A 14,875-nucleotide genomic window follows, 5' to 3' on the forward strand; every position below is an offset into this window, starting at 1 on the left:
GGGGGCGGGGGGGGGGCCCCGGGGGGGGGGGGCGCGCGGGGGGGGGGGGGGGGGGGCCCCCGGCGGGGGGGGGGGCGGGGGGGCGGCCCCCGGGGCCCCGCCCCCCGGGACCGCGGGTCAGCCGCCGGAGCCGCCCTTGCCGCCGCCGAAGCCGCCGCGGTGGACGCCGCCGCCCGAACCGCCGGAACCGCCGGGCTTGACGAAGGAACCGCCCTCGACCCGGTTGCTCTTCTTGTCGCCGCCGTAGTACCAGCCGACGTGATGCGTGCTCGTGGAGGACTTGCAGTACTTGTCGGCGACGACCTCGTAGCCCTTGCCGCGGTTGTAGCTGTCGCGGTCGACGCAGCGCTTGTCGGGCTCCGAGGAGCAGGCGGTGAGCGTCGCCGCGAGAAGTCCCATGCCGCCGAGGACGACCGTGCCCGAGCGCAGTTGGCGCCGTACGTCTGCCATGTCCGTTCCCCCGCTTGATCTCTGCTTCTTTCGATCATTTTTGATCGAAGCAGACAGATTAGAGATCCCGCGCGGTGCGTCCACGACGGCCCCCGGCGATGCGCCGTCCCCTACAGTCGCTTCGTGCTCTTTGGAATGATGTGCGCCCTTGGTGCCTCGGTCTGTTTCGGTACGGCGACGGTTCTCCAGGCGATGGCCGCACGGGCCGCGGGTGAGGGCGGGACGGGCGGCGGGGCCGGCGGCGCGGCGGTCCTGCTGCTGCGGGCGCTGCGGCAGTGGCGCTATCTGGCGGGGCTGGGCCTCGACGGGGTCGGGTTCCTGCTCCAGATCGTCGCGCTGCGGTCGATTCCGATCTACGCGGTGGGCGCGGCCCTCGCGGCGAGCCTGGCCGTCACCGCGGTGGTCGCCTCGCGGCTGCTCCATGTGCGGCTGAGCGGGGTCGAGTGGGGCGCGGTGGCGGTGGTGTGCGCCGGTCTCGCGATGCTGGGGCTGGCGGCCGGCGCGGAGGGCGACCGGACGGGGTCCCTGGCACTCAAGTACGCGACTCTGGGGACGTCCGTGGCCGTCCTGGTGCTGGCCCTCGTCGGCGGACGGCTGCCCGACCGGGGGCGGGCGCTCGCGCTGGGACTCGGCTCGGGGTTCGGGTTCGGGGTGGTCGAGGTGGCGGTGCGGCTGATCGCCGACCTCGATCCGGGGACGCTGCTGGCCAATCCGGCGACGTACGCGCTGCTGATCGGTGGCGGTGCGGCGTTCCTGCTGCTCACCACGGCCCTGGAACGGGGTTCGGTCACGACGGCCACCGCCGGACTGGTCATCGGGGAGACCATCGGACCCGCGCTGGTGGGCGTGGTGTGGCTGGGCGACCGCACCCGCGAGGGGCTGACCTGGCTGGCGGTCCTCGGTTTCGCGGTGGCGGTGGCGGGGGCCCTGGCGCTCGCGCGGTTCGGCGAGGCGCCGGCCACGAAGACGTCCGTGCCGGCGTCGTGAGTCTTCAGGGAGTGAGTCTTCAGGGAAGTGCCCGGCACAGGGCGTCCAGGGCGCCCGACCAGGCGTGATCCGGCGGGGTGCCGTAGCCGACGACCAGGGCGTCCTGGTGCGGGCCGACCGCTTCCGGATGGCGGTGGTGGGAGAGTCCGTGGACGGCCAGCCCCTGAAAGGCGGCGGCCTGGACGACCGACCGCTCGGTGCCGGGCGGGAGGCGGAGCACGGCGTGCAGTCCGGCGGCGATGCCGGTGGCGCGCACGTCCGGGGCGTGGGCGGCGAGGGCCGCGACGAGAGCGTCCCGGCGGCGCCGGTAGCGCAGGCGGGCGGCGCGCACGTGACGGTCGTAGGCGCCGGAGGTGATGAACTCCGCCAGGGTCAGCTGGTCCAGTGCCCCGGTGGACCAGCCGCCCTCCCCCTTCAGGGAGACGACCTCGTCCACGAGCGAGGGCGGCAGGACGAGCCAGCCGAGGCGCAGCGCGGGGGCCAGGGACTTGCTGGCGGTGCCCAGATGGACCACGTGCTCGGGGTCGAGGCCCTGCAACGCGCCGACGGGCTGCCGGTCGTAGCGGAACTCGCCGTCGTAGTCGTCGTCCAGGACGAGCCCGCCGGTGCGGCGGGCCCAGGCGATGACGGCGGCCCGGCGGTCCGGGTGCAGCGGCACACCCGTCGGGAACTGGTGGGCGGGGGTGAGGAGTACGGCCCGCACGCCCGTCATGTCCCGTGTGTCGGTGCCGAGTTCGTCGACCGGCAGGGGGACCGTGCGCAGGCCCGACCGGTGCAGGAGCGTCCAGTGCACGTCCAGCCCGTACGACTCCACGGCGACCGAGCGCAGCCCCCGGCGGCGCAGGACCGCGCCGAGCAGGGTGAGGCCGTCCGAGAAGCCGGAGCAGACCACGATGCGCTCCGGGTCGGCGCGGACGCCCCGGGCGCGGGAGAGGTAGCCCGCGAGGGCGGTGCGCAGTTCGGGGCGGCCGCGTGGATCGCCGTAGCCGAGGGCCTCGTGCGGGGCGAGGGTCAGGGCGCGGCGGGCCGCCTTGAGCCAGGCGGCGCGCGGGAAGGACGCGAGGTCGGGGCGGCCGGGGACGAGGTCGTAGGCGGGACGGGCCTGTTCGCGGCGGCGCGGCGTGGCCTGAGGCGCCGGTCGTACGACGCTCCGCTCGGCGACCCGGGTGCCCGAGCCCTGGCGTGCGGTGAGCCAGCCCTCGGCGACGAGGTCGGCGTAGGACTCGGCGACCGTGTTGCGGGCGACGCCGAGGTCGACGGCGAGCGAGCGGGAGGACGGGAGACGGGTCCCGGGGGCCAGCCGGCCGCTGCGGACGGCCTCGCGCAGCGCCTCCGTCAGCCCCTTGCGGATACCGGACCCGGTCGGTTCGACATGGAGGTCGACACCCAGAGTGGCCCATGTTTTCCCCATGGGAATGGACCATACCCCTGGGCTACTCCCCTCGTAGGGTCGATGGCATGACGACGCAGGACATGACCACCCAGCACACCCCGGCAGCCCCGGCGACCCCCGCCGGCTCCACTCCCCCGGCTCCCGCGGCGCCCGCCGCCGGAACCGCGCCGTACGCGCCCGAGCACTCGCCCCGCCTCGCCTGGGCCGAGCTCGCCCCCGATGTCTACAAGGCGATGGTCAGGCTCGACGTGGCGGCCCGGCGCGGGGTGGACCCCACCCTCCTCGAACTGGTGAAGATCCGTGCCTCGCAGCTCAACCACTGCGCGTTCTGCCTGGACATGCACACCAAGGACGCGCTCGCGGCGGGCGAGAGCGTGGAGCGGATCGTGCAGCTCAGCGCGTGGGAGGAGTCGCGGCACTTCTACACGGAGAGGGAGATCGCGGCGATCGAGCTGACCGAGGCCGTCACGGTGATCACGGACGGCTTCGTGCCGGACGAGGTCTACGAGCGCGCGGCCCGGCACTTCGAGGAGGCCGACCTGGTCCAGCTGATCGCCTCGATCACCATGATCAACGCCTGGAACCGGTTCGCCGTGACCTGCCGCATGGTGCCCGGCCACTACCGGCCGGGCGGGCACAAGTGACGGCTCGGCCGGCCGGGGGCGGGGAGCACCCGGTGGCGGGCGGGGCCGAGCGGTTCCGGGCGCTGCACCACGGGCGGATGCCGGGCGATCCGCTGGTGCTGCCCGGGCCCTGGGACGCGGCGAGCGCCCGGGTGTTCGCGGACGCGGGGTTCCCCGCGCTCGCCACGCCCAGCGCCGGGGTGGCCGCGTCGCTGGGGTACGCCGACGGGGAGACGCCCGCCGCCGAGATGTTCGCCGCCGTCGCGCGGATCGCCCGTGCGGTCGACGTGCCGGTGTCGGCGGACGTCGAGGGCGGCTACGGGCTGGCGCCCCGGGAACTGGTGGAACGGCTGCTGGAGGCGGGGGCCGTGGGCTGCAACCTCGAGGACTCCGAGGGCGGGGTCCTCAAGGACGCGGCCCGGCACGCCGACTGGCTGGCCGAGGTGCGGAGCGCGGCGGCGGACCTGCTGTTCGTGAACGCCCGTGTCGACGTCTTCGCGTACGGCGACGGTGATCCCGGGCAGGCCGTCGGGCGGGCCGCGCTGTACGTCGCGGCGGGTGCGGACTGCGTGTATCCGATCGGGGCCCCGACGGAGGTGCTCCCGCTGCTGCGGTCCGGTGTCCAGGGGCCCCTGAACGCGTTCGCCCGGCTCGACGGGACGTCCCCCGCCGAACTGGGTGAACTGGGCGCCACACGGGTCACGTTCGGTCCCGGGCTGCAACGCCGGGCGGCCGAGACACTGGGGGACCTGGCGGCGAAGCTGCGCTAGCCGCACGGTGGCCCGTCACGGTGCGGCGAAGTCGCGCCGGCCGCACGGTGGCCCGTCGCAGGTCACGGCGACCGTCACGAGGGCAGCCACGACCGCCAGGTCGACCGGTGGCGGTCCGCCCATTTCCTCGCCGCCTCCTGAGGCGTCAGCTTGTCGTTCGCGATCATCAGGGAGACCTCGTTCTGGTCCTCGGTGGTCCACTTGAAGCTCTTCAGGAAGGCGGCGGCCTTCCCACCGGTCTTCGCGAACTCGGCGTTCAGGTACTTCTTCAGCGGGGTGTGCGGGTAGGCGCAGGCGACCTTCGCCGCGTCGGCGTCGCAGCCCTCCTCGTAGGCGGGCAGTTTCACCTCGGTCATGGGGATCTTCTCGAAGAGCCACTGCGGGGAGTACCAGTACGTGAGGAAGGGCCTCCGCTCCTTCGCGAACTGCTTCATCTGCGTGATCTGCGCGGCCTCCGAACCGGCGAACACCACCTGGTAGTCCAGCTTCAGGTTGGTCACCAGCGCCTTGTCGTTGGTGACGTACGACGGGGAGCCGTCGAGGAGTTGTCCCTTGCCGCCGCTCTCGGGCGTACGCATCCGGTCGGCGTACTTGTCGAGGTTCTTCCAGTCGGTCACGTCGGGGTGCCGCTTCGCGAAGTACGTCGGGACGTACCAGCCGATGTGCCCCGTCACGCCCAGGTCGCCGCCGGGCGCGATCGTCCTCTTGTCCTGGACGTAGCGCTTCTCCTGGTCGGGGTGGCCCCAGTCCTCCAGGATCGCGTCGACGCGGCCCTGGCTGAGCGCGTCCCAGGCGGGCACCTCGTCGACCTGCACGGTGTCGACGCGGTAGCCCAGCTCGTGTTCGAGCAGGTACCGCGCCACGGCCACATTGGCCTGGGCGCCGACCCAGGACTGCACGGACAGGGTCACCGTCCTCGCACCCCGGGCGTTCGCGAAGGGCGAGGCCTGCCTGGTCATGTCGGCGGCGCCACAGCCGGTGAGCAGCAGCAGGGCCGAGGCGCCGGCCACCGCGGATGTCGTACGAACTCGCATGTCACGCTCCTTTCTTCACGCGGCGTCCGGTCGGCTGGGTCACCCGGTCGAGCATCAGGCCGAGGCAGACGATCGCGGCGCCCGCGACCAGACCGGTGGCCAGATCGCCCTGGGCGAGGCCGAACACGACGTCGTAGCCGAGGGCGCCACCGCCGACCAGGCCGCCGATGATGACGACGGCGAGGACCAGGACGACGCCCTGGTTGACGGCCAGCAGCAGCGCGGGCCGCGCCAGCGGAAGCTGGACCTGGCGCAGTTGCTGCCCCGGGGTCGCGCCGAGGGAGCGGGCGGCCTCCAGTGCGGCCGGGTCGACGGCGCGGAGCCCCTGGGTGGTGATGCGGACCACGGCGGGCAGCGCGTAGACGACCGCGGCGGCGACGGCGGGGGCGCGGCCGACGCCGAACAGCGCGACCACGGGGATGAGGTAGACGAACTGCGGCATGGTCTGGCAGACGTCGAGGACGGGCCGGAGCAGGCGCTCGAAGCGTTCGCTGCGGGCTGCCGCGATGCCGACGGCGAAGCCGGTCACGAGGGTCACGGCGACGGCCGCGAGGACCTGCGACAGCGTGTCGAGGGACGGCTTCCACACGCCGAGCACACCGATCGCGGCCATCGCGAGGACGGCGGTCAGGGCGGTGCGCCAGGTGCCGATCAGCCAGGCCAGGGCGGCGACGGCCAGCAGCACGGCCCACCACGGCAGCCCCTGGAGTCCGTCCCGGAGCGGATCGAGGACCCAGGTGGTGAAGCGGCCCGCCCAGTCGGCGGTGCCGCCGACGTACGGGACGCCCGAGTACAGGTGGCCGGTCATCCAGTCGACGGCGCTGTTCACCGGCTCGGCGATGTTCACCGCCCACGCGTCGGGCCATTCCGTCCGGCCCGCGAGGCGGCCGGTGAGCACGACGGCGAGGACGGCCAGGGCCGCGAGCGCCCCGTACAGCCGGGAGGTGTTCTCGCGCGCCGCCCCGAGCCGCTCACCCGCAGCGGCCGTGACCCGGTCGAGGACGACCGCGAGGAGCACGATCGGGATGCCGGCGGCGAGTGCGGCGCCCACGTCCACGGAGGCGAGGGCCTGGTAGACGCGGTCGCCGAGACCACCGGCACCGATCACGGAGGCGATGACGGCCATGGACAGCGCCATCATGATCGTCTGGTTGAGGCCGAGGAGGAGTTCCCTGCGGGCCAGCGGAAGGCGGGCGGTGAACAGGCGCTGGCGGGCCGTGGCGCCGAGCGAGGCGACGGCCTCCATCACGCCCTCGTCCGCGTCGCGCAGGCCGAGCGCGGTGAGGCGGGCCATGGGCGGGGCGGCGTAGACGACGGTGGCGAGCACGGCCGCGGGAACGCCGATGCCGAAGACCAGCACGACGGGCAGCAGATACGCGAACGCCGGAAGCACCTGCATGGTGTCCAGGACGGGGCGCAGCGCGCGGTGGGTGCGGTCGGACAGCCCGGCGGCGAGGCCGAGCAGCACGCCCAGCGCGACGGAGGCGAGCACGGCGACGACCATGACCGCCAGCGTCTGCAGGGTCGGCACCCACATGCCGAGCAGTCCGCAGACGAGGAACGCGGCGCCGGTGCCGAGGGCCTGCCGCACTCCGGCGGCCCGCCAGGCCACGAGGGCGGCCAGGGCGGTCACTCCGGCCCAGCCGCACGCGAGGAGCAGCAGATAGACGGCGCGTACGGAGAGGACGACGGCGTTGCTGACGTAGCCGAAGAAGTACAGGAACAGCGGGTGGCTGTCGCGGTTGTCGATGATCCAGTCGCCGGCCCTGCCGAGCGGTCCGGTCAGGTCGACGGTCAGGGCGTGCGGCCAGCTTCCGCTGGACCAGCGGGCGTCGGCGAGGGGCACGAGCACCGCCGCGAGGACGGCGAGCAGCACGAGCTTGCCGACGGCGGGGTGCCGCAGACGGGCGGGCAGGACGGTACGGGGAGCGGACGCGGTGACTGCGGCCATCACACCGCCTCCTTCCGCGGGCCCGCCCCGGCACGTGGGTCCGCTTCCGCACGCGGGTCCGTTCCGGCACGCGGGTCCGCGTCGGCGCGCAGGTCCGCTCCGGCGACGACGGCGAGCAGCCGCTCGTGGTCGACGACGCCGAGGCAGCGGCCGTCCTGGACCACGCAGGCGGCGCGCCCGCTGCCGGACACGGTCCTGATGGCGTCGGCGACCACGGTGTCGGGGCTGAGCGCGCCGGGGTGGTCCGGTCCGCCGCAGTCGCCGGCCCGCATGGCCGTGCGGACCGTCATGACCTGCTCGCGGGGCACGTCCCGGACGAACTCGCGGACGTAGGCGTCGGCCGGTGAGCCGACGATCTCCTCGGGGGTGCCGAGCTGGACGATCCGCCCGTCGCGCATCAGGGCGATGCGGTCGCCGAGGCGCAGGGCCTCGGTCAGGTCGTGGGTGATGAAGACCATCGTGCGGCCCTCCTCGCGGTGCAGCCGGACGACCTCCTCCTGCATGTCACGCCGGATCATCGGGTCGAGCGCGCTGAACGGCTCGTCGAACAGCAGGACCTCGGGGTCCACGGCGAGCGCGCGGGCCAGCCCGACGCGCTGCTGCTGACCGCCGGACAGCTCGCCCGGTCTGCGCTGCTCCAGGCCCTCCAGGCCGACCTTGGCGACGACCTCGGCGGCCCTCGCCCGGCGTTCCTCGCGCGAAACGCCCTGGATCTCCAGGCCGTAGGCGACGTTGTCGAGGACCGTCCGGTGGGGCAGCAGGCCGAAGTGCTGGAAGACCATGGCGGCACGGTGGCGGCGCAGTTCGCGCAGCCGTCCCTTGTCCATGGCGAGGACGTCCTCGCCATCCATCGCAAGGCTGCCCGAAGTGGGTTCGATCAGCCGGGTGAGACAGCGCACCAGGGTGGACTTGCCCGAACCGGACAGGCCCATGACGACGAAGACCTCGCCCTTGCGCACGTCGAAGCCGACGTCACGGACGGCGGCGGTGCAGCCGGTGGCGGCCCGCAGGGCGGCGGCGTCGAGGGAGGCGAGTCCGGGGTCGCCGGGAACGCGGTCGGCCTTCGGGCCGAACACCTTCCACAGACCGCGTACGGAGAAGACGGGGCCGGCCGTGTCGGCCGCGCCCGGGGCGCCGGCAGGCGCGTTCGTCGCGCTCGGAGTGCTCGTGGACGTGTTCATCGCGCGTCACCCCCGATGAGGTCGGCGGCCTTCTCGCCGACCATGAGCACCCCGACCATGGGGTTCACGGCGGGCATGGCCGGGAACACCGAGGCATCGGCGATCCGGATGCCGTCGAGGCCGCGGACCCGCAGTTCGGGGTCCACCACCGCGAGTTCGTCCGAGAGCTCGCCCATCCGGCAGGTGCCCGCCGGGTGGTACACGGTGTGCGCGACCTGGCGTGCGTACGCGCTCAGTTCCTCGTCTCCGGTGACGTCGGGTCCGGGGCACACCTCGCGCTTGAGCCAGCCGGCGAGCGGTTCGGCCGCGGCGATCTCACGGGCGATCCTGATGCCGTCGACGAGGGTGCGGCCGTCGTGGTCGTCCTCGTCCGTGAAGTACCGGAAGTCCAGGGCGGGTTTGACGGTCGGGTCGGCGCTGGTGAGGTAGAGGCGGCCGCGGCTGCGCGGCTTGGGGATGTTGGGGGTCATCGAGACGCCGTGCGCGGGACGTTCGTAGCCGATGCGCTCCGGGTTGTCCGTGAAGGGGATCTGGTAGAAGTGGAACATCAGGTCGGGGCCCGGCTGTTCGGGGTCGCGGCGCACGAACAGGCCCGCGTCGGAGTCCATCGCGGAGTTCTCCGGGATCGGCCCGTTCGTCTCCCAGACGATCACCGACTCGGGGTGGTCGAGCAGGTTCTCGCCGACGCCCGGCAGATCGTGGACGACGGGGATGTCCAGCTCCTCCAGGTCACCGGCGGGCCCGATGCCGGAGTGCAGCAGCAGCCGCGGCGAGTCGACGGCGCCCGCGCAGAGCAGGACCTCGTGGCGCGCGCGGACGAGGACCTCCTCGTCGTCCTTGGTCCGGACGTGCACGCCCGTGACGCGCTTCTCCTCCAGCTCCAGCTTGTAAGCCCAAGTCTCCAGCAGGAGCGTCAGGTTGGGCCGCTCGTCCATCACGGGGTGCAGGTAGGCCACCGAGGCGCTCGACCTCTTGTTGTCCTCCGGGTGGTACGCGAGGTCGAAGAAGCCGACGCCCTCGGTGAACGGCTGCCGGTTGAAGCCCTCGACCAGCGGCACGCCGAGAGCGGACCGCGCGGCGTCCACGAAGTCCCGCGCGATGGCGTTCCGGTCCTTCGCGTCGACCGGGACGATGTTGTTCAGGAGCCGCGTCCAGTACGTCTCCATCGGCACCGCGCCCCAGCCCTTGGCGCCGGCCGCCTCCCACTCGTCCCAGTCGGACGGCAGCGGCTTGAACGCGATCAGCGTGTTGTGCGACGAGCAGCCGCCGAGCACCCGGGCCCGGCTGTGCCGGATGTGCGAGTTGCCGCGCGGCTGTTCGGTGGTCGGGTAGTCGTAGTCGAGCTCCCCGCCGAGCAGGCCCATCCAGCGGCGCAGGGTGAGGACGTCCTCACGTCCCACGTCGCTGGGGCCGCCCTCGATGACGGCGACGCTGACATCCGGGTTCTCGGTGAGGCGGGACGCGATCACGGAGCCCGCCGTACCGCCGCCGATGACGACGTAGTCGTACGTGTTCTCGTGCTGGGACATGAAGGGGTGCTCCAAAAAAGGCCGTGAAAAGGGGGTTCTCGCCGGGTGCCGGGGTCAGCCGGCGAACCAGCGGACGGGCGCGGGCGCGAGGTTCTGGTAGACGTGCTTGGTCTCGCGGTACTCGGCGAGTCCGGCGGGGCCGAGTTCACGCCCGACGCCGCTCCTGCCGAAGCCGCCCCACTCCGCCTGCGGGAGGTAGGGGTGGAAGTCGTTGATCCAGACGGTGCCGTGACGCAGCCGCCCCGCGACACGGCGGGCGCGGCCGGCGTCGGCGGTCCAGACGGCGCCCGCGAGGCCGTACTCGGTGTCGTTGGCGAGCGCGACGGCCTCGCTCTCGGTGGCGAACGTCTCCACGGTCAGAACGGGCCCGAAGACCTCCTCGCGGACGACCCGCATCCCGCGGTGGCACTGGTCGAGCACGGTCGGCTCGTAGAAGAAGCCGCCGGCGGGCCGGACTTCGGACGGCTCGGGCCGCTTGCCGCCGGCCCGCAGGACCGCGCCCTCGGCCAGCGCGGAGGCGACGTACGCCTCGGTCTTCTCGCGCTGCTGCGCGGAGACCAGCGGGCCGCACTCGACACCGTCCTCGGTGCCCCGCCCGAGCCGGATCGCACCGGCCCTGCGGGCGAGTTCGGCGACGAAGCGCTCGCGCACCGTCTCCTCGACGATGAGCCGCGAACCGGCCGAGCACACCTGACCGCTGTGGATGAAGGCGGCGTTGAGGGCCTGGTCGACAGCGGTGTCGAAGCCCTCCTCGGTGGCACAGGCGTCGGCGAAGACGATGTTGGGGTTCTTGCCGCCGAGTTCGAGCGCGACCTTCTTGACCGTGTCGGCGGCGGCGCGCGCCACCTTCGTACCGCTGGCCAGACCGCCGGTGAAGGAGACGAGGTCGACGTCGGGGTGCTCGGCGAGGCGGGCGCCGACGGTGTGCCCGGGGCCGGTGACGAGTCCCGCGACACCGTCGGGGAGGCCGGCCTCGGCCAGCAGCCGGAGCAGGGCGACGGTCGTCAGCGGAGTGATCTCGCTCGGCTTGACCACGAAGGTGTTGCCGGCGGCGAGGGCCGGAGCGATCTTCCAACTGGCCTGCAGCAGCGGATAGTTCCAGGGGGTGATCAGCGCGCACACGCCCACGGGCTCGTGCACGACGACACTGTGGATGTCGGCCGACCCGGCGTCCACCACGCGCCCGCCACCCTCCCCCACCACGAGGTCGGCGAAGTAGCGGAAGGCGTCGGCGACACAGTCGATGTCGATGCGCCCTTCCTCCACCGTCTTGCCCGCGTCCCGGCTTTCGAGCAGGCCGAGTTCCTCGCGGTCGCGGACGAGGAGGCCGGCCACGCGGCGCAGCAGGGCCGCGCGCTCGGTGACGGGGGTGTGCGGCCAGGGCCCCTCGTCGAAGGCGCTGCGCGCGGCGGCGACCGCGAGGTCCGCGTCCTTCTCGTCCCCTTCCGCGACCACGGCGAACGGCTCGGCATCGGCGGGGTCGAGGATCTCGCGCGTCGCGCCGGAGAGCGCCGCGCGCCACTCGCCGCCCACGTGGATGGTCTGTTCTGCCTGCTGTCCGGCCATGGTCGGTGTTGCCTTCCGTTCCCGTTCGATCCCCCTGCGTCACGCGGGTTTCGCCCCCGTGAGCTGTGAGCACCTGCCCCTCGGCCCCAACCGCATGCGCGATCCACCCCCCGAAGTGCGCCGGGTCACTGAAAAATCCCCCGAAAAGCGACAAGGTTCCCCGTGGGCTGCGGCGCACTGCGGCGTCTCGGCCCCGGGGCGGGCGAGATCCGCCATGTGCGGGTGGACCCCGGGGCCCGTCGGCCGGGCCCCGGGCGCCGCATCCTCGACGGCCTCGAACAGCGGGCCGTGGAGCGCGGGTTCACCGTCGTACGACTCGACACGCACACCACGCTCACCGAGGCCCGGGAGATGTACCGGGCGTGCGGATACACGAAGGTCCCGCGCTACGACGACAACGTCTACGCGGCGCACTGGTTCGAGAAGCGGCTGCCCTCAGCCGGCCGGGACCCCTCGCGCTATCGGCGTCAGGCGGCGTTCGCGCAGGCGGCCCCGGTCGGGCAGAAGGAGTTCACGGCCGTCGCGAGCTGCCCGGACATGTCCGTGCCCGGCGGACCGCTCGCGACGATGGCGTACGGAGTGCCGTCGGCGGCCTGGAAACGGTGGTCGACGGTCTGGGTGGCCCCGTACCGCTTGTCGTAGTAGCTGTAGCTGAACTCCGTCCAGCCGGTGCCGGTCCGCCGGTCCAGGTACTGGTAGTCCTTGGCCCCCCGCGCGATGCTCTCGGCCTGCGCCGAGGATTCCGCCGCCGAGGGTTCCATGATCTCGAACACCAGGAGCCTGCGGTTCCCGTCGGGCGCCGTGTAGGTGACGACGGGCGCCAGCTTTCCCTGCTTCTCCTCGCGCGCCCAGCCGTCCGGCACGTCCACGGTGTAGCCGACCGGATCGACCGAGCGGCTGTACCCGGGAGCCGGTGCCGGGGCGGTGGTCACGGCCGGGGCGGTGTACACGCCCTCGCCGCCGGAACCGTTCGAGGTCTCCGGGACCGAGCCGGACCGCGACTCCGTGACGGTGACCGAGGGGGTGGAAGGCTGCGCGCCCGGATGCCTCGCCGAGTCGCCCCGGGTCAACGCCCACAGTCCGCCGCCCACACCGCCCGCCAGCACGGCCACGGTCACGATCACCAGGAGCAGCCGCCGCGAGTCACCGGACCCCGGCGGCCGGCCACCGGGCGGTACGACGCCACCGGGCCATGTCTGCGGCTGGGACTGCTGGTGCGACCAGGCGGCCTGGGCCTGCTGCTGGGACTGGGCCCATTGCTGCTGTTGCCCGTGCGGCGGCTGCGGCGGCTGTGGCGGCGCGGAGCCCGCGGGCGGATAGGCCTCGGGCCGCAGCGGACCCGCCTGCGTGGCCGCCGCCCACCACTGGTCCCCGGCCGGCGGCGCTCCACCGGCGTCCACACCGTCCTGGACCCCGTCGGTCCGGCCCGAACCGTCGTCGACCCACTGCCGACGGTCCGCGTCCCATCGCTGCGCCATCCCGTCACCCCCGCTCCCCGTCGGCCCCACCCGACGGCCCGATCTCGGCGCGCTTCCCGCCGAACCCCTGCCGCGCCCATGCCCCCCGGCGGACCGTACGTAACGACGATAGTGAGGTTTCCGCCATCAGCACCCCTTTTTATGGGGACAAAGCACATACGTTCGATACGTACTTTCCGTACGCCCGGACGCCACCCCGCGACGACCCGGAGGCCCCTGACGGCAGAAAGCCCGCCGAGGCGGGCTTCGGCGGGCGGAGACGCGGGAACCGCCGGCTCCGGACACACCGATGCCCGGATGGTGAGCACCACCCGGGCATCGCGTGTACTGCGGCGGAACGAACGCCGCCGGGCCGGTCCGGACGAATGCCGTCACGGTTCAGCCCGGTTGGCGTCGGATCAGATCAGGCCGAGGGAACGGACCGCCTCGCGCTCCTCCTCGAGCTCCTTGACGGAGGCGTCGATGCGGGTGCGGGAGAACTCGTTGATGTCCAGGCCCTGGACGATCTCGTACCGGCCGTCCTTCGTGGTGACGGGGAAGGAGGAGATGAGACCCTCCGGCACGCCGTACGAACCGTCCGACGGGATACCCATGGAGGTCCAGTCGCCCTCGGCGGTGCCGTTGACCCAGGTGTAGACGTGGTCGATGGCGGCGTTGGCGGCCGAGGCGGCCGAGGACGCGCCACGGGCCTCGATGATCGCCGCACCGCGCTTGGCGACGGTCGGGATGAACTCCTCCGCGAGCCACTTCTCGTCGTTGACGACCTCGGCGGCGTTCTTGCCGTCGACCGAGGCGTGGAAGATGTCGGGGTACTGCGTGGCGGAGTGGTTGCCCCAGATGGTCAGACGCTTGATGTCGGCGACCGTGGTGCCCGTCTTCTTCGCGAGCTGGGTCAGCGCGCGGTTGTGGTCCAGACGGGTCATGGCGGTGAAGCGCTCGGCGGGTACGTCCGGAGCGGCGGCCTGGGCGATCAGCGCGTTGGTGTTCGCCGGGTTGCCGACGACCAGGATCTTGACGTCGTCCGCGGCGTTGTCGTTGATGGCCTTGCCCTGCGGCTTGAAGATGCCACCGTTGGCGGAGAGCAGGTCACCGCGCTCCATGCCCTTGGTACGGGGGCGGGCGCCGACGAGCAGACCGACGTTGGTGCCGTCGAAGGCGACGTTCGGGTCGTCCGTGATGTCGATGCCCTGAAGCAGCGGGAAGGCGCAGTCGTCGAGCTCCATCGCGGTGCCCTCGGCGGCCTTCAGGGCGGGCGTGATCTCCAGGAGGCGCAGCTTGACCGGCACGTCCGCGCCGAGCAACTGGCCGGAGGCGATGCGGAAGAGCAGGGCGTAACCGATCTGGCCGGCCGCGCCGGTGACGGTGACGTTCACGGGAGTGCGAGTCATGGCGTTCTCCGTATGACAGCTGGCGGTGGGGCGTCCCTGCCCCGGGTGCAGGATCGTCCCCTGCAACCGCCGCAATGATCGATCAAAGGTCCCGATGATCGATCTCTCGGCGTCAAGAGAGATCCGCCGCCAGGCTATCGCGCATCCGGGACGCCGGACGTCAGGGTCCGTGTGGCCCACCCCACAGATGGCCCGCGGATCCCCCGGGCAGGCGGTCGCCGGGCTCGGGAGAGGGTGAACTCGGCGACCGCCAAAGGGGTTACCAAACACTCCGGGAAGGGATCTCCCCCCTTCCCGGCAACACCGGATCCCGTGGGGGTACGGTCCGCCTGCCCCCGCAGAACCAACTCAATCCCCCAAACCCGAAGTTTCCTCCGCCCCCTGCCCACAGACGTTCTTTCGCCCCCTCCGCCCCTACCCGACCCACCCCGGGGCTCCGCCCCGGACCCCGCTCCTCAAACGCCGGAGGGGCTGAAAATCACGCCCGTGAGGGACGGCACCCAAGCCACCGCACACCCGCAGCCG

The 14,875-nt window shown here is 72.8% G+C and carries 12 protein-coding genes and 1 pseudogene; 4 read left to right on the forward strand and 9 right to left on the reverse strand.

All coding sequences use genetic code 11. From position 1 onward, the window contains the following. Positions 1-117: 117 nt before the first annotated feature. Positions 118-450: a hypothetical protein gene (locus ACFYW9_RS40845; protein WP_389160171.1), complete on the reverse strand. Its 333-nt coding sequence runs from the start codon at positions 448-450 to the stop codon at positions 118-120. Between the two features lie 135 nt (positions 451-585). On the opposite strand from ACFYW9_RS40845, the gene ACFYW9_RS40850 reads away from it, so the two are divergent. Continuing rightward, positions 586-1,437, forward strand: coding sequence for a hypothetical protein (locus ACFYW9_RS40850; RefSeq protein WP_389160187.1), 852 nt, complete (start codon positions 586-588; stop codon positions 1,435-1,437). A gap of 19 nt (positions 1,438-1,456) precedes the next feature. Here the strand turns inward: ACFYW9_RS40850 and ACFYW9_RS40855 are convergent, their stop codons facing one another. Continuing rightward, a complete protein-coding gene (locus ACFYW9_RS40855) occupies positions 1,457-2,848 on the reverse strand; it encodes a PLP-dependent aminotransferase family protein (RefSeq protein WP_389160173.1) in 1,392 nt (463 codons plus the stop codon). A 62-nt stretch (positions 2,849-2,910) separates the two neighbouring features. Here ACFYW9_RS40855 and ACFYW9_RS40860 point away from each other — a divergent pair, with 62 nt between their 5' ends. Further along, the gene (locus ACFYW9_RS40860) at positions 2,911-3,474 is read left to right on the forward strand and encodes a carboxymuconolactone decarboxylase family protein (RefSeq protein WP_389160189.1); all 564 of its coding nucleotides are present in this window, start codon (positions 2,911-2,913) and stop codon (positions 3,472-3,474) included. 32 nt (positions 3,475-3,506) lie between these two features. Beyond that, a complete protein-coding gene (locus tag ACFYW9_RS40865; RefSeq protein ID WP_389160174.1) occupies positions 3,507-4,223 on the forward strand; it encodes an isocitrate lyase/phosphoenolpyruvate mutase family protein in 717 nt (238 codons plus the stop codon). A gap of 74 nt (positions 4,224-4,297) precedes the next feature. Here ACFYW9_RS40865 and ACFYW9_RS40870 read toward each other — a convergent pair whose 3' ends face one another. Genes ACFYW9_RS40870 through ACFYW9_RS40890 form a run of 5 tightly spaced genes read right to left on the reverse strand, consistent with a single transcriptional unit; the run spans position 4,298 to position 11,484 of the window. After that, a complete protein-coding gene (locus ACFYW9_RS40870) occupies positions 4,298-5,257 on the reverse strand; it encodes an ABC transporter substrate-binding protein (RefSeq protein ID WP_389160176.1) in 960 nt (319 codons plus the stop codon). A gap of 1 nt (position 5,258) precedes the next feature. Beyond that, positions 5,259-7,208 (reverse strand): ABC transporter permease subunit, encoded by a 1,950-nt coding sequence (locus ACFYW9_RS40875; protein ID WP_389160177.1) that lies wholly within the window; start codon positions 7,206-7,208, stop codon positions 5,259-5,261. Next, complete coding sequence (locus ACFYW9_RS40880) at positions 7,208-8,389, reverse strand: glycine betaine/L-proline ABC transporter ATP-binding protein (protein WP_389160179.1); 1,182 nt, start codon at positions 8,387-8,389, stop codon at positions 7,208-7,210. The genes ACFYW9_RS40875 and ACFYW9_RS40880 overlap by 1 nt, the downstream gene beginning before the upstream one ends. Further along, the gene (locus tag ACFYW9_RS40885) at positions 8,386-9,918 is read right to left on the reverse strand and encodes a GMC family oxidoreductase (protein WP_389160181.1); all 1,533 of its coding nucleotides are present in this window, start codon (positions 9,916-9,918) and stop codon (positions 8,386-8,388) included. The genes ACFYW9_RS40880 and ACFYW9_RS40885 overlap by 4 nt, the downstream gene beginning before the upstream one ends. 54 nt (positions 9,919-9,972) lie before the next feature. Then, entirely contained in the window at positions 9,973-11,484 is a 1,512-nt protein-coding gene (locus ACFYW9_RS40890) for an aldehyde dehydrogenase family protein (RefSeq protein WP_389160183.1), read from the reverse strand. 162 nt (positions 11,485-11,646) lie between these two features. Here ACFYW9_RS40890 and ACFYW9_RS40895 point away from each other — a divergent pair. Further along, positions 11,647-11,847: pseudogene (locus tag ACFYW9_RS40895) on the forward strand (GNAT family N-acetyltransferase); the annotation flags it as partial. A gap of 104 nt (positions 11,848-11,951) precedes the next feature. On the opposite strand, the gene ACFYW9_RS40900 reads toward ACFYW9_RS40895, so the two are convergent. Together ACFYW9_RS40900 and ACFYW9_RS40905 are read right to left on the reverse strand one after the other, a co-directional pair. Continuing rightward, positions 11,952-12,962, reverse strand: coding sequence for a hypothetical protein (locus ACFYW9_RS40900; protein WP_389160185.1), 1,011 nt, complete (start codon positions 12,960-12,962; stop codon positions 11,952-11,954). Positions 12,963-13,360: 398 nt separating this feature from the next. Further along, positions 13,361-14,350 (reverse strand): malate dehydrogenase, encoded by a 990-nt coding sequence (locus tag ACFYW9_RS40905; protein WP_326785946.1) that lies wholly within the window; start codon positions 14,348-14,350, stop codon positions 13,361-13,363. Positions 14,351-14,875 lie beyond the last annotated feature (525 nt).

Origin of the sequence: Streptomyces sp. NPDC002698, from assembly GCF_042888945.1 — a bacterium.
Lineage (GTDB): Bacteria > Actinomycetota > Actinomycetes > Streptomycetales > Streptomycetaceae > Streptomyces.

Coding starts and splice junctions, on each gene's coding strand:
- ACFYW9_RS40845 (WP_389160171.1), bottom strand. CDS start 450: ATGGCAGACGTACGGCGCCAACTGCGCTCGGGCACGGTCGTCCTCGGC.
- ACFYW9_RS40850 (WP_389160187.1), top strand. CDS start 586: ATGATGTGCGCCCTTGGTGCCTCGGTCTGTTTCGGTACGGCGACGGTT.
- ACFYW9_RS40855 (WP_389160173.1), bottom strand. CDS start 2,848: ATGGGGAAAACATGGGCCACTCTGGGTGTCGACCTCCATGTCGAACCG.
- ACFYW9_RS40860 (WP_389160189.1), top strand. CDS start 2,911: ATGACCACCCAGCACACCCCGGCAGCCCCGGCGACCCCCGCCGGCTCC.
- ACFYW9_RS40870 (WP_389160176.1), bottom strand. CDS start 5,257: ATGCGAGTTCGTACGACATCCGCGGTGGCCGGCGCCTCGGCCCTGCTG.
- ACFYW9_RS40875 (WP_389160177.1), bottom strand. CDS start 7,208: ATGGCCGCAGTCACCGCGTCCGCTCCCCGTACCGTCCTGCCCGCCCGT.
- ACFYW9_RS40880 (WP_389160179.1), bottom strand. CDS start 8,389: ATGAACACGTCCACGAGCACTCCGAGCGCGACGAACGCGCCTGCCGGC.
- ACFYW9_RS40885 (WP_389160181.1), bottom strand. CDS start 9,918: ATGTCCCAGCACGAGAACACGTACGACTACGTCGTCATCGGCGGCGGT.
- ACFYW9_RS40890 (WP_389160183.1), bottom strand. CDS start 11,484: ATGGCCGGACAGCAGGCAGAACAGACCATCCACGTGGGCGGCGAGTGG.
- ACFYW9_RS40900 (WP_389160185.1), bottom strand. CDS start 12,962: ATGGCGCAGCGATGGGACGCGGACCGTCGGCAGTGGGTCGACGACGGT.
- ACFYW9_RS40905 (WP_326785946.1), bottom strand. CDS start 14,350: ATGACTCGCACTCCCGTGAACGTCACCGTCACCGGCGCGGCCGGCCAG.